The sequence below is a fragment of the Nonomuraea sp. NPDC005650 genome (assembly GCF_040605375.1).
Classification (GTDB): domain Bacteria; phylum Actinomycetota; class Actinomycetes; order Streptosporangiales; family Streptosporangiaceae; genus Nonomuraea.
Genome location: NZ_JBEXCR010000007.1, coordinates 256,745 through 275,445, shown reverse-complemented (window position 1 = coordinate 275,445; position 18,701 = coordinate 256,745). Strand labels below are relative to the sequence as shown.

Sequence of the window (18,701 nt, the reverse complement as noted above, 5' to 3'; positions counted from 1 at the left end):
CAGATCGCTTATGTAACGGCGACGAAATCCGCATGTAGATTGGCGCGCGGGTCTCGTGCGGGACTTTGCGTTCTCGCACGTGGAACGTTGTGTGATCCAATGAGACCGACATGTTGAGACCTGCCCGAACCTTCTGATAACGACCCCCGGGGGACCTTCCGTGACTCCTGAACAGATTGAGAGCGCCGTCGCCACCGCGATGCCCCAAGCCGTCGAGGAGCTCAGGCGGCTGGCCGCCATACCCTCCGTGGCCTTCCCGGGGCATCCGGAGGAGCCGGTTTTCGCCGCCGCCGCGATGACGGAGGAGCTGCTGCGCTCCGTGGGCCTGCCGCGCGTCCAGCAGGTACCGGTCGAGGGCAGCTTCCCGGCCGTCTTCGGCGAGGCCCCGGCGCCGCCCGGCGCGCCCACGGTCCTGCTCTACGCGCACTACGACGTGCAGCCGGCGGGCGACCCGGCCTCGTGGCGCACCCCGCCGTTCGAGCCGACCCTGATCGACGGCAAGCTCTACGGGCGGGGCTGCGCGGACGACAAGTCCGGCATCATCTCCCACATCACCGCCCTGCGCGCCTTCCAGGGCCGCTTCCCCGTGGGCATCAAGGTCATCATCGAGGGCCAGGAGGAGTACGCGGGCGAGCGCCTGGAGGCGTTCGTCGAGCGCAACCCCGACCTGCTGCGGGCCGACGCCATCGTGGTGGCCGACACCGGCAACCCGCGGGTCGGCGACCCGGCGGTCACGACCTCGCTGCGCGGCATGGCGGCGTTCACCATCGAGGCGCGCACGCTGCGGGAGCCGGTGCACAGCGGCTCCTTCGGCGGCGCGGCCCCCGACGCGCTGGCCGCCCTCATGCGCATGCTGACCGCGCTGCACGACGACAACGGCGACATCCGCGTGCCCGGCCTGCCCCGCGGCACCTTCCTGGGGCAGGGGCCGTCGGAGGAGGAGTTCAGGAAGACCGCCGGCGTCCTCGACGGGGCCTCGCTGGTGGGCTCGGGCTCGCTGGCCGACCGGCTGTGGGCGTCGTACGCGATCACGGTGACGGGCCTGGACGTGCCGACCGTCTCGGGCGCGGTGAACGCGGTCCAGCCCGTGGCGCGGGCCCGCGTGACCGTCCGCGTCCCCCCGGCGGGAGACCCGAAGGCGACGGTGAACGCGGTGGTCGAGTTCCTGCGCAAGGTGGCGCCGTGGGGCGTCGAGGTGTCGTTCGCCGACCTGACGGTGGGCTCGGGGTTCCAGGCGGACTCGGGCGGCAAGGCCCGCGCCGCCCTGAACCGGGCCATGGAGCGCGCCTTCGGCCGCCGCCCCAGGGACGTGGGCGCCGGAGGCTCGATCCCCCTGGTCAACACGCTGCTCAAGCAGTTCCCCGCGGCGGAGATCCTGCTCTTCGGGGCGGAGGACGAGGACGCGGCCATCCACGCGCCGAACGAGCGGCTGGACCTTGAGGAGCTACGGCGGGTGGCGACGACGGAGGCCCTGTTCCTCCACGAGCTCAGCCTCCCCTCCGCGCTCGGGGTCTGAGCGAACGGGCCGCCTTCAGCGGGTCACCGTGACCAGTCGATCAGCGCCAGGAGGCGGTCGGCCTGGTTGCGGTCCGCGGCGGCCAGCGCGATGCCTCTGACCAGGGTCAGCAGGTCGCGTACGTCGAGGTCGGCCCGCACGGCCCCGGCCCGCTTGGCCGCGTCCAGCAGGGCCGAGGCCGTGGTGAGCATGGACGCGTGCCACTCGGCCACCAGCGCGGTGGCGCTGCCGTCGTCGGTGACCGCCAGGGCCAGGTCGCGCTTGGAGGTGATGTGGTCCATGAAGAGCCGCAGCCACTCGTGGAGCGCCTCCGCCGGAGACCCGGCGGCCAGCAGGGCCTGGCCGCCGGCGCACAGCTGGGCGACCTCGTCCGCGTAGACGGCGACCAGCAGGTCCGTACGGGTGGGGAAATGCCGGTACATGGTGGCGTTGCCGACCCCGGCCCGGCGGGCCACGTCGTCGAGTGGCGCGTCGGTGCCGCGTTCGGCGAAGACCCGCGCGGCCGCGGCCAGCAGCAGGTCGTAGTTGCGCTGCGCATCCGCCCGCCGAGGACGCGATCCCATCCTTCTCCTTGCTAAGTGGGGAACTCCCCATCTAGTCTAGTCACGCCGATTAAACGGGGAGCTCCCCACTTAGCTCAGGAGGCAGGCATGGCAGCTACGGCCGGCGAAGTGCACCGGCGCATCGTCGAGCTCTACGGGGCCGGGCGGATCGAGGACGGGCTGGCACTCATCGACCCCGACGTGATCGACCACCGGGGCGGCACGCACGGCGACCACCACGGCCTGGCGGCGTGGCGGGAGAAGTGGGAGCAGGCCCTGTCCGGCGGGACGGGTTTTCACGACATGTCCGTCACAGTGGAGCAGAACCTCTCCACGGACGACCTGTCCACCAACGTCTACCTCAGCCGCGGCACGCACACCGCCTCGGGGCGCCGCTACGAGGTGCGCGGCATGGACCTGATCCGCGTCAGGGACGGCAGGATCGTCGAACACTGGGCCATCAGGGACTCCGTGGCCATGGGCCATCAGCTCCGCCTGGATCAGTGATACCGGTGCACCAGCCGGAGGCCCGTCTCCACCAGCACCCAGCCCAGGCGCGTCTCCAGGGCGCGGACCCGCACTTCCACACCGCCGCGGGCTCGGCGCGCGCGGGCTTGCCGTCGCGCTTCGGCTCGCAGCTCGCGGGCTCGCGCCCGCTCCACGTACAGGTACAACTCCGGATACATCGCGCTCTCCTCGGTCATGTCCGGAACGGGAAGCCGTACGTGTGCACGGCCACGTTCTCGCGGCCTTCGACGTCGCCCGACTCGCGGGCGGCCTGCCCGCGCGCCCGCCACATCCCGATGACCTCGTTGAGCTCGTCACCCAACCGGCGCAGCTCCTCGGGGGTCAGCGAAAGCATGAACTCGGAGCTGAAGGCCACGTTGCGCCAGTCGCCGGGCCAGGCCGACTGGGTGTCGAGATAGCTCTCGTACATCTCGCCCTGCTGGCGGGCATGCATGCGCGACACCGCGGCGTGGACGGCGGCGCGCTCCGGCGCGTCACGGAAGTCCTCGTCCCGGGTGCTGATCATGGCGTCGGCCGGCCGCCACCAGCGCTCGCGCGCGTCGCCGCCGCCCGTCGCCGCCTCCTCGATGAGGCCGTGCGCGGCCAGCTTGCGCAGGTGGTAGCTGACCAGCGAGACGGCCTCGTCGACCTGGTCGGCGAGCTGGGAGGCGGTCGCCGTGCCCGTCACCTTGAGAGCGCGATAGAGCTTCATGCGCAGCGGATGCCCCAAGGCCTTGAGCGTGTCGAGGTCCTTGATGCGACGACTCTTCCCGGTGGCCATGGGACCACCATAGAAGCGAAAGAAAAATTGCGCAAATAAATTTGTACAACTCAGGCGGACCGCTATGGTGAGCGGCATGGCGACGTTCGCATTGATCCATGGGGGCGGCGGGTCCGCGTGGGACTGGCACCTGCTTGAGCCCGAGCTGCGCGACCGGGGGCACGACGTGGTCGCGGTGAGCCTGCCGATCGAGGACGAGTCCGCCGGCCTGCTCGACCTCGCCGACGCGGTGGTGGAGGCGGTCGCGGGCCGGGGCGACCTCGTCGTCGTGGCGCACTCGTGGGGCGGCTTCGTCGGGCCGCTCGTCTGCGCCCGCACGCCCGTCGACCTCCTGGTGCTGGTCACGGCCATGATCCCGGCCCCCGGCGAGCCGCCGTCCAACTGGTGGGCCAACACGGGGTTCGACTCGAAGGACATGTCCGACCCGATCGACCTCTTCCTGCACGACGTGCCGAAGGACGTGGCCGAGGAGCTGCTGACCCGGGGGCGGGATCACACGGACAAGGCCATGGCGGAGCCGTGGCCGCTGGACGCGTGGCCCGACGTGCCGACGAGGTTCCTGCTGTGCCGGGACGACCGATTCTTCACGCCCGGCTTCATGCGCCAGGTCGTCCGCGACCGGCTCGGCGTCACGCCCGACGAGATCGACGGCGGCCACGCCCCCATGCTGGCCCGGCCGAAGGAGCTGGCCGACCTCCTGGAGGGCTACCTCACCGGCAGGTCGTAGAGGCGGCGCACGCTGCTGCCGAGCCGGGCCACGTCCGCCCCGTACACGTGGATCGAGACCCCCACCTCGTCGCTGGTGTTGCGGACCTTGTGGATGTCCCCGGGCGGCGCGAACCCGCTCACCTCGCCGGGCCTGTTGTCGGCGCGCCCGATCTCCACCAGGTGGTCGCCCATGTCGCGATAAAGCGTCTCGTGCTCGATCCCGCTGATGATGCCGAACGTGCACCACGACACGTGGTCGTGGATCAGCGTCTCCTGGCCGGGGCGCCACACCACGCTCACGATGGAGAAGCCCTCCTCGCTGTGGAGCGGCTGGGACACGTAGCCGTCGGGCGAGCCCTCGCGTTCGCGCGGCGTGAGGATGTCGAGCCCGGGGAGCCGGCTACGTAGCAGGTCCGCGACGGCGTACGCGGTCCTGCCGCGCTCGAGGCGCCGCGCCACGATCTCGGAGATGCCGGTCACGAGCGGGCCGAGCCCGGGTCTCACGGCGGCGGAAGCGGCCATATTCATAGCGTCCCCCTAGGGAAAGCAGGCAATTATCCTTCCCCTTCCACGGTGCTACACCTCAACCGATAGGTCCAACAGAAGTTCTATGGCCCACCTATAGATACGATTGATGAATGCTGGATGTCGTGCGCCTTCGCGTTCTCGTCGCGGTCGCCCGTAAGGGCTCGCTGACCGCCGCCGCCAAGGAGCTCCACTACTCGCAGCCCTCGGTCAGCCACCACCTGGCCCGCCTGGAGGCGGAGACCGGGGCACGGCTGGTGCAGCGGGTCGGGCGCGGCATCAGGCTCACGGAGGCGGGCCGGCTGCTCGCCGAGCGGGCCGCGGAGATCATCAGCCGCCTCGACGCCACCGCCGAGGAGCTCGCCGCACACGTGGGGCTGCGTTCGGGGCGCGTACGGCTGGCGGCGTTCCCCTCCGCGCTGGGCACGTTCGTCCCGAAGGCGGCGGGGCTGCTGTCCGCCGCGCACCCCGGGCTGCGCCTGCAGCTCACCGAGATCGAGCCGCCGGAGGCGCTCAGGCTGCTGCGGTCGGGGCGGGTGGACGTGGCCGTGATCTTCCGGTACGACGGCACCGCGCCCGAGGACGACGACATCCGCATGATCCATCTCCTCGACGACCCCAGTTACCTGGTGGCCGACGGCCCGGTGGGCGAGCTGGCCGACCACGCGGACTCGGCCTGGATCGCGGGATGCGACCGGTGCAGGAGCCATTTGCTGGACATCTGTGAGAAGGCGGGGTTCGCGCCGCGGATCTCGTTCACCAGCGACGACATCGTGGCCGTGCAGGCCCTGGTGGCGGCCGGGCTGGGCCTGACCCTGCTGCCGGGGCTGGCGCTGCGGGCCCACCGCAATCCGGACGTGCAGGTGGCCGAGGTGCCCGGCTCGACCCGGCACGTGTACGCCGCCGTCCACGGCGAGCCGCCCCATCCGCCGGCCACGGAGGCGCTGCTGGCCGCACTGCGGGCGGCGCTGCGGGAAAGCCTTTGACGCCGCCTCTACGATGACCCTATGCCGGATATTTCGTCACTTGCCCTCTTCTGTGTGGCCACTCTCGGGCTGCTCGTGGTCCCCGGACCGGCGGTCCTCTACATCGTCACCCGGAGCGTCTCCCAGGGCCGTGGCGCGGGCGTGATCTCGGTGCTCGGCGTGCACGCGGGCTCGCTCGTCCACATCGCGGCGGCGGCGCTGGGCATCAGCGCGCTGCTGGCGGCCTCGGCCACGGCGTTCACGATCGTGAAGTACGTGGGTGTGGCCTACCTGGTCTGGCTCGGCGTCCGCAAGCTGATGCAGCGCGGCGAGGGCGAGCAGGTGGTGGAGTTGCGGGTGCAGTCGAGGCGGCGGCTGTTCTGGGAGGGCTTCGTGGTGAACGTGCTCAACCCCAAGACGGCCATCTTCTTCCTGGCGTTCCTGCCCCAGTTCACCCACCCGGAACTGGGGCCCGTCGGCCCGCAGATCCTGGTGTTCGGGGCGCTGTGGCTGGTGCTGGGGATCGTGTCCGACGGCACGTACGCGATGCTCTCGTCGGCGCTGGCCGGCCGGATGCGCGGGTCCGCCCGTGCGCACCGCCGTCTGAACGTGGGCAGCGGGCTGGTCTACCTGGGTCTGGCGGCCTGGCTCACAACCGAGAAGGCCTGACAAGCCAGGAAATTTCTGGCTCATAGTGCGATAGTGAGATCAGATCAGGGGGACGGCACGTCGGGACGTAGCTAAGAGGCGGACCTCATGGACACGCCACCGCACCGCCTCGGGCTCGAACGGGTCGTCGAGGTCTACTCGGGTCACGACGACCTCGTCGGCGTGACCGGCTCCGGCTATGCGATCGGCGCCGATCTGGTGCTGACCTCTGGGCCCGTGGTGGCCCCCGGCCTGCCGTGCCAGGTACGCACGCCGGATTCTGGCCGGTGGGCCGAGGCCGAGCAGGTGTGGCGCGGACGCGGCGGGGCGGGCCCGGTGCTCCTGCGGGTCGCCGGAGCGCCGTGGGCCGGCGTCCCCGGCATCGAACACGTCCGCTGGGCCAGGGTCGCCGCCTCCTCCGGTGGACCGGGCTTCAGGGTGCGCTGCGTGGCCAGAGGCTTCGCGCGGCTGGGGCGGCGGGCCGGGGTCCGGGACGCGGAGACGGTGACCGGTCTGGTCGACGCCCCCACCGGCACGGTGTCGAGGACCCTGGCGGTCAGCGTGCTGAGCCCCGAGCCCGCGTCGCCGCCGCTCACGCGGGGCCTGTCGGGCGCCGTACTGCTCGCCGAGCCGGCCGGGCAGATCATCGGCGTGATCGTCGGCGGCTCCACCGGGAGCGCGCACCTGGACGCGGTGCCCGCGACCGCGCTGCTGGGCGACGAACGGTTCCGCGAGCTGGCGGGCGTCGCGCCCGGCCGGCTGGAGACCGTGGCGGAGGACGACCCCGCGGTGATCCTCTCCGACCTCCTGACCCCCGCCCGCGAGCGGCTGCCCCAGGACTGCTCGGACTGGACGCTGCTGATGGCTCGGCACGCGGTGGTGCCGTTCCTGGGGAGGGACGAGGAGCTGGCGGACCTGCGAGCGTGGGCCGCCGAACCGGCCGCCCTGTCGATCGCGGTGCTGACCGGCCGGAGCGGCACGGGCAAGACGAGGCTGGCGGGCGAGCTCTGCGTGGAGCTGGCCGAGGCCGGGTGGGACACCGGATTCCTGCCGCTGGACTCCGCCGGCGGCCCGCTGGCCGGCCGGACCCTGGAGGCGTTACGCCCGACCCTGCTCGTGGTGGATCATCCAGATCCGTCCCCTCCCCTGGTGGGCGAGCTGGTACGCCGCCTGGCCAGGCACGGGCGCAACCCTCGCGTACGGCTCCTGCTGCTGGCCCGCGAGCTCGGCGAGGCGGGCTGGTGGCGGCGGCTCGACACGGCGGCCGGCGGCTGGCTGCGGCGGCTCACCTCTACAACGGTCCAGCTCAACACCCACCCGCTCACGCTGGCGGAGCGCACCGACCACGCGCTCGCGGCCATGAAGGCGTTCGCCCCCAGCCGGGCCGCCCTGCCCGCCCCGCCACGCCTCGACGACCCGGAGCACGGCCTCCCCCTCCACGTCCACCTGGCGGCCCTGCTGCGGCTGTCCGACGACGAGCTGCCGGTGCCCTCGCCCGACGGCGAACCGCCCGCGCACGCGCGCGACGCCGACCCGCGCACGCAACCGATGCGGCTGCACGGCGGCGGGCTGCTCCGGCGGTTCCTGGCACGGGAGAGCGACCAGTGGGCGCGGGTCTGGCCCGCCGAACACGAGAGCGTGGACGACGTGACGGCACGCCAGGCCGTGGCGGTGCCGACGCTCACCGCGCCGGCGCCCGCCGAGCTGCCGGGCCTGCTGACGGCCGTGCCCGGACTGCGGGGCGGCACCATGGGCGCGGCCCGCTGGCTGGGCATCGTCTTCCCTAGTGGCGAGCTGGGCCCCGACCTGGTGGCCGAGGAGCTCCTGGCCGAGACGGAGGGCCTGGACGAGCTCGTGCTCGCCCTCCACGATCACGAGGGCCGCACGGTCCAGCACCTCGTTCACCTGCTCCACGTGCTGCGCCTGTCCGCCGACCGGGCGCGGGTCGGGTCGGCGCTGCGGTCCCTGGTCGGGGCCAGGATCGGCGCGATGGTCGCCGAGGCCGCGGCCAACCCCGCCACCCGGCTCGGGGACCTGCTCAACGCCGCGCTCACGCTGTTCCCCGCCGACCGGGAGCTCGCCGAGTCCGCCTCCGCCCTGCTGGGCGACGAGCGGGGCGCGGGGCTGGGGTTGCGGGCGTTGCACGTCACCCTCGGCGAGCTGGCCGTACGGCACCGCCGGGCCGTCGGCGAGCCGATCGCGCTGGCCGGGGCGCTGTCCTGGCTGTCCGGGCGGTTGGTGGCCGTGGGGCGGGTCGGCGAGGCGGTCGTGGCGGCGGCGGAGGCCGTCGAGCTCCACGCGGCCGCTCCCCCGTACGAGGCGGCTACCGGGCGGGCGGAGGCGCTGTTCAGCCTGGGGGCGTGCCTGCTGCTCGCGGGCGAGGCCGGTTCCGCGCTCAAGCCCGCGCAGGAGGCGGCGGCCCGGTTCCGCATCCTGGCCGAGGAGGACTCGGGGTATGTCGGAGAGGCGGCTCGGGCGCATCACAACGTGGCGTGCGCGCTGCTGGAGCTCGGGCGGCTGGACGAGGCGGTGGCGGCGTTCGAGGCGGCGGGCGGCGACGCCGGCACCGCGGGGCACCTGGCGGCGCTCGTCTCCGCCTCCCCTCACCCACCCGCCACCCCACGACCGGGAGCACCCGCCACCGCGTGGCCAGGCCCCGAGCCGACCACGCAACCGGGCCTGCGCCCCAGGCCGCCGCAGCCGGGGGTGCGCGCCCAGCCGGCCTTCCCGCCGCCACCGGGGGTCGGATTCCAGCCGGGCGACACGCCGCCGATGGGGTTGCTCTCCGCGCCGACCGTCGCGCCGCCCCACGGAGGGCCTCACTCCCCGGCCATGGTGCCGCGACGGGAGGCGGACGGGCCGGTGCCGGTGGCCGCCGGGCCCGCGCCCGGGCCGCTGGTGCCGTTCGAGGAGACGGACGGCGGCGCGCTGCCCGAGCTGGCCGCCTGCCTCGCCGTCGCCGCCACCGCGGCCGTCAAGGGCGTGGCCCCCACGAACCGGGACCTGGCCCTCCACCTCCACCTCCTGGCCGCCTGGCTCGACGAACAGGGCAGGCCGGCCGACGCCGTCGTCCCCGCCTCGGAGGCCGTCGTACGGCTGCGCGGCCTCGCCGCCCAGGAGCCCGGCCTGCGATCCATGCTCGCCGACTCCGCCGGGCTGCTGTCCGGGCTCCATGCCCGGACGGACGACCTGGACGCCGCCGTGCGGTCCGCCGCCGAAGCCGTACGCAACCTGCGCGCCCTGGTCGCCCTGGAGCCCGACGAGCACCGACGCGGCCTGACCGGGCAGCTGCTGGAGCTGGGCGAGCTGCTGCTGGTCGACGACCGGCCCGAGGCGGCGCTGGGGCCGTTGCAGGAGGCAATGAGCGTGGCGTTCGAAGGGCACCCGGCCACGCGGGCGAAGGCCAGGCGGCTGCTCGGCCTGTGCCTGGACGAGCTCGGACGACCCGCCGACGGCCGGGCCCAGCTGGAGCTCGCCGCCGACCTGTACGACGAGCTGAGCGCCGCGGACGGCTCCTCCGCGCGTGCTGACGACGGGCCCCTCCCGCGTACGGAGAGCGGGTCCTTCCCGAGGGCGGAGGGCGGGTCCTTCGCGCGGCACGCGTCCGAGACGCGGGCGCGGGCGGGGCGGCTGGAGCCGGAGGCCGGCCATACGGGCGGCCGGCCGTGGCTGCTGGAGCTGGTCACCTCGCGGCCGGAGGAGGCCGTGCTCGGTGCGGAGCGGCGGCTGGTGGAGTGCAGGCAGGCCGCCGAGGAGGGCGGCACGCCGGAGATCCACGCCTACATCTCCGCACAGGCCGTGCTCGCCCGCGCCTGGACGGACGTGGGGCGGGCCGGGGACGGGTTCGTGCTCGCGACGCAGGCGGCCGAGCTGCTGCGCCGCCACCCCGTACCGGAAACGCCGCAGCGGGAGCCCGGTCCGGAGCGGCCGCACGCGATCGCCGTGGGGATGGTGGCGGCGGCGCTCGGCCGGGCGCTCGTGGGGCTGGGACGGCACGGGGAGGCCAGACCGCACCTGCTCACCGCCATCGAGTCCTACGAGCCGATGGCCGAGACGAGCGTCGTCTTCCGTACGGAGCTGGCCGAGCTGCTGATCCTGGACACGGCGGCGCTCTCCCACCTCGGCCGGCCGGCCGACGCGGAGGCGGCGGCCGACCGGCTGGTCGAGCTGTACGACGGGCTCGTGTCGGAAGGGCTCGCGGCCACCCCCGCCCTCGCCGGGGCGCTGCGCCTGCAGGGCGGCATCCGCTTCGCCGGGCAGGACGCCGAAGGCGCCCTCCAGTCGGTCACCCGGGCCCTCGACGTCATGTCGCCGGCGGACGCGGCGGGCGACCGGCCGCTCACCGCCGCCTGCCTGGAGCTCGCCGGCCTCTGCCTGGCCGAGCTGCACGAGCCCGGCGCGGCCGGGCCGAAGCTGGCCGAGGGCACCGCGTCGATGGTCGACCCGCCGCCGGATCTCGCCGGCGTGCACCTGCTGGCCCTCGCGCGGCTGGCCAGGATGCGGGTCGAGGAGGCGGGACCCGCCGCGGGAACCGCCCTCTACCGCCGGATACTCGACCTGCGGCCACTTCCGGGGACGGAGGTGCTCGGAACGCTCATCGAGGCGATCGCGACCTACCCGGGCGACCCGTCCGAGCTGCTTCCCGCGCTCGCGTCGTTCACGGACGCGCTGGAGCGGGAGGTGCCCCTGAGCGGTGGTGGCGGCCCCGAGACGCACGACCGGTACGCGCGGTGCCTGATGCGGCTCGGCGCCGCCGCCCAGGAAAGCGCGGCGGTGCTCTGCGCGGAACTGGCCGTCCGGGTCTACCGGGGCCTGGCCGCCTTCTCCGGCGACCACCGGGAACGGCTCGGCCTGGCGCTGGCCGCGCTCGCCCGGCTCGGCCAGGCCGATCTCGGCGTTCTGGAGCAGGCCGTCGACCTGCTCGCCGGGCGGCCGGGCGGCGCGCTGGCGGGCGTCCTGAACCGCTACTCCGTCCTGCTGCTCGAACAGGGCCGTCCCGTGGAGGCGCTGGCGCACTGCGAGCGGGCCGCCGACCTCTGCGACGAGCTCGACGACCCGGCCGTGGCCGCCGTCACGTACGCCCGGCTCGGCGCCGCCCTCGCCATGCTCGACCGCCCCCAGGCCGCCCTGGAGGCGATCACCTGGTCCCTGGCCGAACTGGACCGGACCACGGAGCACGGCCAGGAGCTGCGTCGCGTGCGGGCTCAGGCGATCCGGGTGCGCGGGCAGGTGCTGCGGGGGTTCGGCAGGGAGCAGGAGGCGCTGGGGCAGCTCAAGGAGGCCCTGCGGCTCTACACGGACCTGTCGGAGCAGCGGGAGGCCGCCGACACCGCCGCGGTGATCGCCGACGACCTGCTGGCCGCCGGACGCCCGGAGGAGGCCGCCGAGTACGCCGGGATCGCCGCCGCCGGCCAGCCGCCGGGCACGGTCAAGCACGCGCTGGCCACCCAGCGCCTCGTCCGGTGCCACATGATGCGCGGCGAGCTCGCCGAGGCCAACGCGCTCGTCGAGGAGCTGATCCCGCGGGCCAGGAGGTCGCCGGACGATCTCACGTACCGGGCCGTCCTCGCCGACTCCCTGGCGCAGAGCTCCGAGCTGCTGCCCCTGATCGGCCTGGACGAGGGGACCGAGGCCGAGGCCAGGGCCAGGGAGGCCATCGGGATCTACGACGAGCTGCTGACCACCGGCATGAACGCCCAGGCCCTGCACACCAGCCGGGCGGGCGCCTGCCTCACGCTGGCCTCCGCGCTCAGGATGCGGGGCCTGGCCGCCGACGCGATCCAGCCGCTGCGGGAGGCGGTCGCGGCGCTGGAGCGGTTCAGCCCGGGAAGCCCGGGCGAGCAGCGGTCCGGCCGGGCGAACCCGATGCAGCGCGAGCTGCTGTCCAGGGCGATGCTCATGCTGGGTGACGCGCTCATGGAGGCGGGCCGGGCACTGGAGGCCGGGCTCGTCTTCCACCGCGCCACGCAGGTGACCCGGGACGAGCTGTCCAGGGCCGTGGCGCACGCCCGGCTCGGCCTCTGCCAGCAGGAGCTGGGCAGGGACGACGCCGCCGACGCGGCGCTGCGGGTCTCCGCCGGGCTGCTGCGGGACCTGGTGGCCCGCGACGGCGTCGCCGACCTGCTCCGCGACGTGCTGCGGGGCAGACTGAGGCTGCTGGAGAAGACGGGCAGGCGCGACGAGAGGACGGCGATCGAAGAGGAGCTGCGGCAGCTCTGAGCGCCGGAAAGGGCCTGACGAGCCCTAGGCACCCGGAAAGGAGCTGCGGCAGCTCCGGATCCCCTCGACGGGCTTCAGGCCTCGCTCGCCTGCACCGTTTCGCGGGCCCAGCGGTAGTCGGCCTTGCCCGCCGGCGAGCGCACCATTTCCGCCACGAACGCGTACGTACGAGGCACCTTGTAACCCGACAGCAGCGTCCGGCAGTGCGTGTCCAGTTGCTCGGCCGTGACCTCGACGCCCGGCCGCGGCTCCACCACGGCCGCGACCCTGTTCCCCCACCGCTCGTCCGGCACCCCGGTCACCACCGCGTCGAACACCGACGGATGCCCCTTGAGCACCGCCTCGACCTCCTCGGGGAACACCTTCTCCCCGCCGGTGTTGATGCACTGCGAGCCGCGGCCGAACACGTTCACGGTCCCGTCGGTGTCCACGGTCGCCAGGTCGCCGGTCAGCAGCCAGCGCGTGCCGTCCGCGTCGGTGACGAACGTCCGGGCCGTCTTGTCGGGGTCGTTGTAGTAGCCGAACGCCACCCGCCCGGACCTGGCCACCGTTCCGAGCTGCCCGGAACCGGGCTCGACGGGCCGGTGCCGTTCGTCGAGGACGGACAGCTTGACCACGGAGTTCGGCTGGTAGCGCAGGCCCTTCTCCGGCGAGGACCCGGCCACGCCCGACGCGGTGAAGCCGGACTCGGTGGAGCCGAAGTTGTCCAGGATCCCGATGTTCGGGAGCGCCTCCTGGAGCCGGTCGCGCACCGCGCCCGACAGGATCGCCCCGGTCGAGCTGACCACGAACAGCGAGGAGACGTCGTAGCCGCCCTTCTCCAGCGCCTCGGCCAGGGGCCTGGCCATGGCGTCGCCGGTGATGTTCATGGTGAAGACGCGTTCGCGCTCGACCGCCCGCCACACGTCCTCGGCGTCGAACTTGCGCACGTAGACCATGGTCGCGCCCATCCACCAGGCGATGAACGTGGCCATCTGCGCGGCCCCGTGCATCAGCGGCGGCGCGGCCATCATCACCATGGGGTTGGCCTTGACGGCCTCGTCGATCACCTCACGCGGGGTGGCGCGCGGCTCGCCGTACGGGTTGCCGCCGCCGAAGGCCATGAACAGGTCCTCGACGCGCCACATGGCCCCCTTGGGCATGCCCGTGGTGCCGCCGGTGTAGATGATGTAGACGTCGTTGCCCGAGCGGGCCGGGAAGCCGCGTTCCGGCCTCCCGCGCTCCAAAGCGGTCTCGTACGGCACCGCCGCGCCGATCGCCGACGGCCCGCCCACCGAGATCAGGTGCTCCAGCAGCGGCGCCCGGTCCGCCACGGCGGCCACCCGCGCGTCGAACTCCACGTCGTAGACCAGCGCCCGGAGGTCGGAGTCGCGGTAGAGGTAGAGCAGCTCGGCCTCGACGTAGCGGTAGTTGACGTTGATCGGCACGGCCCGGATCTTCAACGCGGCCAGCAGGCCCGCCACGTACTCGACGCCGTTGTAGAGGTGCAGGCCGACGTGCTGGCCGGGCTGGATGCCGAGGTCCATGAGGTAGTGGGCGAGCCGGTTCGACTCGGCCTCCAGTTCGGCGTAGGTGCGCCGGTCGGAGCCGCAGACGACGGCGGTCCTGTCCCCGATCGCGTCCGCGAGCCCTTCGAACAGGTCAGCGTGGTTGAACTCCATCAGGGTCTCTCCCGTCCGACGATCCACATCGCGAAGAACTGGGCTCCCCCGCCATAGGCGTGGCCGAGCGCCGTGCGGGCGCCGTCCACCTGGTGCTCGCCCGCCATCCCGCGCACCTGCAGCGCGGCCTCGGCGAACCTGATCAGTCCCGAGGCCCCGATCGGGTTGCTCGACAGCACCCCGCCCGAGGCGTTCCACGGGATGTCACCGTCGAGCGCCGTCGCGCCCGACTCGGTGAGCTTCCACCCCTCCCCGTCCGCCGCGAACCCCAGGTTCTCCAGCCACATCGGCTCGTACCAGGAGAACGGCACGTACGTCTCGGCCACGTCGATCTGCCGCCGCGGGTCGGCGATGCCGGCCTGGCGGTAGACGTCGGCCGCGCAGTCCTTGCCCGCCTGCGGGCTGACCGTGTCGCGCCCGGCGCGGAAGATCGGCTCGGAGCGCATGGCGGTGCCGTGTACCCAGGCCGGGGTGCCGGTGACCTTCGACTCCGACGACAGCACCATCGCGCAGGCGCCGTCGCTGGACGGGCAGGTCTCCAGGTAGCGGATCGGCTCCCACAACATCGGCGTGGACTCGACCATCTTCTGGTCGATGCCGGGGATCTTGAGGTGCGCGTACGGGTTCCTGAGCGCGTTGAGCCGGTCCTTGACCGCCACCAGCGTCCCGATGTGATCGGGCGCGCCCGATCTGCGCATGTACTCGCGGATGTGCGGCGCAAAGTAGCCGCCCGCGCCCACGACCAGCGACGCGTTGAACGGCAGGTGCGTGGACAGCGCCCATGTGGCGTTCGACTCCGACTGCTTCTCGAACGCCACCACCAGCACCCGGTCGTGTACGCCGCCCTGGATGAGGCTGGCGCCGACCAGCGCCGTGGAGCCGCCCACGCTGCCCGCCGTGTGCACGCGCATCATCGGCTTGCCCGCGGCGCCGAGGGCGTCGGCCAGGTACGACTCCGGCATCATCACGCCCTCGAACAGGTCCGGCGCCTTGCCGATGACCACGGCGTCGATGTCCTTGAACGACAGCCCGGCGTCCTCCAGCGCCCGCAGCGCCGCCTCGCGCACCAGCCCGGCGATCGACACGTCCCTGCGTTTGGTCGTGTAGTGCGTCTGCCCGACGCCGATGACCGCGCATCGGTTGCCCATCATGCCTCCAGGACGGTGACGAGGTTGTGCTGCAGGCAGGGGCCGCCGGCCGCGTGCCCGACGGTGCGGCTCGCGTCGCCGTCGAGGATGCGCCGCGCGGCCTCGCCGATGCGGATGAGGCCCGTGGCCATGACGGGGTTGGCGGCCAGCGGGCCGCCGGACGGGTTGATCACCGTCTCGCCGGGCAGCTCCAGCGCGCGGCGCAGGATGATCTCCTCGTGGGGGAACTGGGCGTGCAGCTCGGCCACCTCGACGGGCCCCTTGCCGACCCCTGCCGCCCGTGCCGCGTCGGCCGCGGAGGCGGACACCGAGAGATCCCGCATGCCCAGGTAGTGGGGTTCGATGCGGTGGGCGATGCCCCTGATGTAGGCGGGATTCGGGCACAGCTCCCCGGCCAGGTCGCCGGCCGCGAGCACGATCGCCGCCGCGCCGTCCGTGATGGGCGGCACGTCCGTCTTCTTCAGCGGTTGCAGCGCGAAGTCCTCGCCGTCCGGATCGGGCAGATCGAGCGCGTACGGATTGCTCCGCCCGTCCGCCCGGCTCCGGCGGACGATCTCGTCGAGCTCCGTCCGGTCCGCGCCGACGGCGCCGGCCTGGAGCGCGGCGTAGGAGAGCAGGTCGAGGCCGAGCGGCGCCAGATAGTACGGGTCGAGCTGGATCGTCATGATCGTGCGCAGGTCGCCCAGCGACGACTTGCCGAACCCGTAGACCAGGGCCGAGTCGATGTCGCCGTGCTGGAGCCGGACCCACGCCTCGTACAGGGCCCAGGCGCCGTCCATCTCCACGTGGCTCTCCGAGATGGGCGGCCAGGCGCCCAGCGCGTCGAGGGCGGACACGAACGAGAACGGGGCGCCCGCGAGGTAGTCGCAACTGCCGGAGCAGGTGAAGCCGAACCTCTTGAGCCCGGTGCGCTCCTTGACCTCGTTGATCACGGGCAGGATCAGCTCGGGCTCGGTCTGCCCGGCGTCGTGGTCGGTGTGCCGGGTCTGGGCGAACGCGACGATCGCGACATCTCTCATGACAGCTCCACATCGGGCTCGCCGGTGGGAGCGAACCAGCGGATGTTCGACATTGACGCCGTGCGCTCGCTCTCCGGCACCCAGACCGCCTTGACCCGCATGCCCTGGCGCACCTCGTGAGCGGGTACGTCCCCGATGAGCGCGATCATGGGGATGTCGGCGTTGTCGATAAGGATGTACGCCGACACGAACGGCACCTGCGGGGCCCGGGGATCAGGCAGGTTGTTGATGGCGAACGTGGTGATCGTGCCGGTGTCGGGCAGTTCGAGCGTCTCCGCGATGCCGCTCCCGCATTCGGGGCAGGACTCGCGGTAGGGCACGTACACCTTGTCGCAGCTCTCGCACCGCCCCCCGAGGAAGACGCCGCGCCGGACGCCCTCCAGGAAGACGCGCAGCGCGCCGCCCGCCTGGAGGCGGTACTCGGCGCGCACGCTGGACACGATCCTCGTGACCTCGGGGGCGAAATGGGAGATGTCGCGGATGTGGCCGGTGGGCCGGTCGCTCCAGACCGGCCAGACGCGTGCACCCACGGCCAGCGCCTTGGGGTTGTCCGCGTCCACGGCGTGCAGCAGCGCGGTGTCGGCCCCGTCCAGCTTGATCAGCGCCCAGGCGAAGGGGCGGTCGAGCGGGTGGCCTTCGAGCGGCTCCTCCACCCATGCCCAGGTGGTGACCGTGCCGGCCGGGCCTACCTCGACGTACTCGTCGGTGACCGGCTCGCCGGTCGCGGGGTCGTACTCCAGGGGCGGGACGAGCACCTTGCCGTCGTTCGTCCGGACCCCGACGATGCGCCGGCCGCGCAGCTCGCTCAGGAACCGGCCGATCACCGGGCCGGTGGTTCTCGTGTAGCCGCCTGGGAACTCCAGGACGTGCTGGGCGACCAGGGGATCAGATGGCACGGTCGTGTCCCTCCCAGTACGGGGCGCGGAGCTTGCGTTTGAGGAGCTTGCCGTTGGGCTCTCGGGGCATCTCGGCGATGAAGTCGACGCTCTTGGGCCACTTCATCCTGGACAGGCGGCCCTCCAGCGACGCGAGCAGCTCGCGGGCCAGCTCGGGGCCGGGCTCGACGCCCGGGGCGGGCTCGACCACGGCCTTGATCTGCTCGCCCCACTCCTCGTCCGGGATGCCGAACACGGCCACGTCCGCCACCTTCGGGTGGACCATGAGCTCGTTCTCGATCTCGGCCGGGTAGATGTTCGCGCCGCCGGAGATGATCATGTCGGCCTTGCGGTCGCAGAGGTAGAGGAAGCCGTCCTCGTCCAGGTATCCGATGTCCCCGACGGTGAAGTACTCCTTGAGCCGGTTCGCGGCGGTCTTGGCGGGGTCGCCCTTGTACTCGAACGGGACGCCCATCATCTTCATGTAGATCGTCCCGGCCGTCCCGGTCGGCACGGGCTCGCCCTGATCGTCCGCGATCAGCAGCTCGCTGATGGGCCAGGCCTTGCCGACCGTGCCCGGGTGCGCCTTCCAGTCTTCGGGCGTGGCCAGGGTGCCGCCGCCCTCGGTGGCCGCGTAGTACTCGTACACGCAGTCGCCCCACCATTCGAGCATCGCCCACTTGACCGGGACCGGGCACGGCGCGGCGGCGTGGATCATCCACCTGAGGGTGGACAGGTCGTACCCGGCCCGGGTCTCCTCCGGCAGCGCGAGCAGCCGCTTGAAGTGGGTCGGGACGAGGTGGGAGTTCGTGACGCCGTGGCGCTCGCAGAGCCGGAGCAGCTCCTCGGCGTCCCACCTGTCCATGTAGACGAGCGTGTGTCCCATGTGCAGCGCGGTGCCGCCGAACTGGGTCACCGCGGTGTGGTAGTTCGGGGAGGTGACCAGGTGGGCGTTGGGGCGGCCCTGGGTGATGCCGAACAGTCCGAGCAGGAACGTCATGAGCTCCGCGGAGTCGTCCGGATCGAGGCCGTTCAGCCGGCGTCTGACGCCTTTGGGCTTGCCGGTCGTGCCCGAGGTGTAGTGCATGGTGGCGCCCGCGGTGCGGTCCGCGGGGGCGGTGTCCGGCCGGCCGTCGGTCAGCTCGCTCGCCTGGCGGAAACCGTCCGTCTTGCCCTCTCCGAGGAGGAAGCGGCGGTGCGGCTCGATCGCCTCGGCCGCCCTGGCGCCCTCTTCGAGGTAGCGGGGGTGCACGAAGAAGGCCTTGGCCTCGCTGTCAGAGACGATGTACGCGATTTCGGGGCCGGTCAGATGCCAGTTGACCGGGGTGTAGTACCAGCCGGCCTGCATGGCGGCGAGATACAGCACGAGCCCGTCCGCCCCGTTCGGCACCAGGCCGCAGATGCCGTCGCCGGGCTGGAGCCCGAGCTCGCGTAAGCCGTGCACGAGGCGGTTGGAGCGGGCGAGCAGCTCGCCCGCGCGATGCTCCGTGCCGTCGGGGTCCACGGCCGCGATCCACTCGGGATCCGCCTGCGCGAGCCTCCAGAAACCGAGCGTGCCCATCTGAACTCCTTGGAGTCGTGGCGCGA

Annotated in this window: 15 protein-coding genes; 6 read left to right on the top strand and 9 right to left on the bottom strand. The window is 72.9% G+C overall.

Features of this window, described 5'->3' with window-relative positions:
• Positions 1 to 160 precede the first annotated feature (160 nt).
• Positions 161 to 1,516 carry a dipeptidase gene (locus tag ABZS69_RS14605; RefSeq protein WP_355371300.1) on the top strand — a complete coding sequence of 452 codons (1,356 nt, stop codon included), beginning with the start codon at positions 161 to 163 and terminating at the stop codon, positions 1,514 to 1,516.
• 23 nt (positions 1,517 to 1,539) lie between these two features.
• Here ABZS69_RS14605 and ABZS69_RS14600 read toward each other — a convergent pair whose 3' ends face one another.
• Positions 1,540 to 2,079, bottom strand: a complete 540-nt coding sequence (locus ABZS69_RS14600; RefSeq protein WP_355371296.1) for a helix-turn-helix domain-containing protein — start codon at positions 2,077 to 2,079, stop codon at positions 1,540 to 1,542.
• An 87-nt stretch (positions 2,080 to 2,166) separates the two neighbouring features.
• Between ABZS69_RS14600 and ABZS69_RS14595 the strand changes: the two genes are divergently transcribed.
• Positions 2,167 to 2,565: an ester cyclase gene (locus ABZS69_RS14595; protein ID WP_355371294.1), complete on the top strand. Its 399-nt coding sequence runs from the start codon at positions 2,167 to 2,169 to the stop codon at positions 2,563 to 2,565.
• Here the strand turns inward: ABZS69_RS14595 and ABZS69_RS14590 are convergent.
• Together ABZS69_RS14590 and ABZS69_RS14585 are read right to left on the bottom strand one after the other, a co-directional pair.
• Complete coding sequence (locus ABZS69_RS14590) at positions 2,559 to 2,744, bottom strand: hypothetical protein (protein WP_355371290.1); 186 nt, start codon at positions 2,742 to 2,744, stop codon at positions 2,559 to 2,561. The two genes, ABZS69_RS14595 and ABZS69_RS14590, sit on opposite strands and share 7 nt — an antisense overlap.
• A gap of 14 nt (positions 2,745 to 2,758) precedes the next feature.
• Entirely contained in the window at positions 2,759 to 3,346 is a 588-nt protein-coding gene (locus ABZS69_RS14585) for a helix-turn-helix domain-containing protein (protein ID WP_355371287.1), read from the bottom strand.
• Positions 3,347 to 3,422: 76 nt separating this feature from the next.
• Here ABZS69_RS14585 and ABZS69_RS14580 point away from each other — a divergent pair, with 76 nt between their 5' ends.
• Positions 3,423 to 4,073 (top strand): alpha/beta hydrolase, encoded by a 651-nt coding sequence (locus ABZS69_RS14580; protein WP_355371284.1) that lies wholly within the window; start codon positions 3,423 to 3,425, stop codon positions 4,071 to 4,073.
• Here the strand turns inward: ABZS69_RS14580 and ABZS69_RS14575 are convergent.
• Positions 4,052 to 4,576: a cysteine dioxygenase family protein gene (locus tag ABZS69_RS14575; RefSeq protein ID WP_355371281.1), complete on the bottom strand. Its 525-nt coding sequence runs from the start codon at positions 4,574 to 4,576 to the stop codon at positions 4,052 to 4,054. The two genes, ABZS69_RS14580 and ABZS69_RS14575, sit on opposite strands and share 22 nt — an antisense overlap.
• Before the next feature lie 116 nt (positions 4,577 to 4,692).
• Here ABZS69_RS14575 and ABZS69_RS14570 point away from each other — a divergent pair, with 116 nt between their 5' ends.
• From ABZS69_RS14570 to ABZS69_RS14560, 3 genes are all read left to right on the top strand, one after another.
• Positions 4,693 to 5,565, top strand: coding sequence for a LysR family transcriptional regulator (locus ABZS69_RS14570; protein ID WP_355371279.1), 873 nt, complete (start codon positions 4,693 to 4,695; stop codon positions 5,563 to 5,565).
• Positions 5,566 to 5,619: 54 nt separating this feature from the next.
• A complete protein-coding gene (locus ABZS69_RS14565) occupies positions 5,620 to 6,213 on the top strand; it encodes a LysE family translocator (RefSeq protein WP_355371277.1) in 594 nt (197 codons plus the stop codon).
• A gap of 87 nt (positions 6,214 to 6,300) precedes the next feature.
• Entirely contained in the window at positions 6,301 to 12,411 is a 6,111-nt protein-coding gene (locus tag ABZS69_RS14560) for a tetratricopeptide repeat protein (RefSeq protein ID WP_355371274.1), read from the top strand.
• Positions 12,412 to 12,485: 74 nt separating this feature from the next.
• Here ABZS69_RS14560 and ABZS69_RS14555 read toward each other — a convergent pair whose 3' ends face one another.
• From ABZS69_RS14555 to ABZS69_RS14535, 5 genes are read right to left on the bottom strand one after another with little or no spacing between them, the layout of a single operon-like run.
• Positions 12,486 to 14,072, bottom strand: a complete 1,587-nt coding sequence (locus tag ABZS69_RS14555; RefSeq protein WP_355371271.1) for an acyl-CoA synthetase — start codon at positions 14,070 to 14,072, stop codon at positions 12,486 to 12,488.
• Positions 14,072 to 15,220: a thiolase domain-containing protein gene (locus ABZS69_RS14550; protein ID WP_355371636.1), complete on the bottom strand. Its 1,149-nt coding sequence runs from the start codon at positions 15,218 to 15,220 to the stop codon at positions 14,072 to 14,074. Before ABZS69_RS14550 ends, ABZS69_RS14555 begins: the two co-directional genes overlap by 1 nt.
• Positions 15,220 to 16,239 (bottom strand): thiolase domain-containing protein, encoded by a 1,020-nt coding sequence (locus ABZS69_RS14545; RefSeq protein ID WP_355371268.1) that lies wholly within the window; start codon positions 16,237 to 16,239, stop codon positions 15,220 to 15,222. Before ABZS69_RS14545 ends, ABZS69_RS14550 begins: the two co-directional genes overlap by 1 nt.
• Complete coding sequence (locus tag ABZS69_RS14540) at positions 16,236 to 17,135, bottom strand: OB-fold domain-containing protein (protein WP_355371265.1); 900 nt, start codon at positions 17,133 to 17,135, stop codon at positions 16,236 to 16,238. Before ABZS69_RS14540 ends, ABZS69_RS14545 begins: the two co-directional genes overlap by 4 nt.
• Entirely contained in the window at positions 17,125 to 18,675 is a 1,551-nt protein-coding gene (locus tag ABZS69_RS14535) for an acyl-CoA synthetase (RefSeq protein WP_355371262.1), read from the bottom strand. The genes ABZS69_RS14540 and ABZS69_RS14535 overlap by 11 nt, the downstream gene beginning before the upstream one ends.
• Positions 18,676 to 18,701 lie beyond the last annotated feature (26 nt).

What these genes read in the sequence shown, in the direction of transcription:
- ABZS69_RS14595 (WP_355371294.1), top strand. Translation starts at nt 2,167, where the DNA reads ATGGCAGCTACGGCCGGCGAAGTGCACCGGCGCATCGTCGAGCTCTAC.
- ABZS69_RS14600 (WP_355371296.1), bottom strand. Translation starts at nt 2,079, where the DNA reads ATGGGATCGCGTCCTCGGCGGGCGGATGCGCAGCGCAACTACGACCTG.
- ABZS69_RS14560 (WP_355371274.1), top strand. Translation starts at nt 6,301, where the DNA reads ATGGACACGCCACCGCACCGCCTCGGGCTCGAACGGGTCGTCGAGGTC.
- ABZS69_RS14545 (WP_355371268.1), bottom strand. Translation starts at nt 16,239, where the DNA reads ATGAGAGATGTCGCGATCGTCGCGTTCGCCCAGACCCGGCACACCGAC.
- ABZS69_RS14535 (WP_355371262.1), bottom strand. Translation starts at nt 18,675, where the DNA reads ATGGGCACGCTCGGTTTCTGGAGGCTCGCGCAGGCGGATCCCGAGTGG.
- ABZS69_RS14590 (WP_355371290.1), bottom strand. Translation starts at nt 2,744, where the DNA reads ATGTATCCGGAGTTGTACCTGTACGTGGAGCGGGCGCGAGCCCGCGAG.
- ABZS69_RS14585 (WP_355371287.1), bottom strand. Translation starts at nt 3,346, where the DNA reads ATGGCCACCGGGAAGAGTCGTCGCATCAAGGACCTCGACACGCTCAAG.
- ABZS69_RS14550 (WP_355371636.1), bottom strand. Translation starts at nt 15,220, where the DNA reads ATGGGCAACCGATGCGCGGTCATCGGCGTCGGGCAGACGCACTACACG.
- ABZS69_RS14555 (WP_355371271.1), bottom strand. Translation starts at nt 14,072, where the DNA reads ATGGAGTTCAACCACGCTGACCTGTTCGAAGGGCTCGCGGACGCGATC.
- ABZS69_RS14570 (WP_355371279.1), top strand. Translation starts at nt 4,693, where the DNA reads ATGCTGGATGTCGTGCGCCTTCGCGTTCTCGTCGCGGTCGCCCGTAAG.
- ABZS69_RS14580 (WP_355371284.1), top strand. Translation starts at nt 3,423, where the DNA reads ATGGCGACGTTCGCATTGATCCATGGGGGCGGCGGGTCCGCGTGGGAC.
- ABZS69_RS14575 (WP_355371281.1), bottom strand. Translation starts at nt 4,576, where the DNA reads ATGGCCGCTTCCGCCGCCGTGAGACCCGGGCTCGGCCCGCTCGTGACC.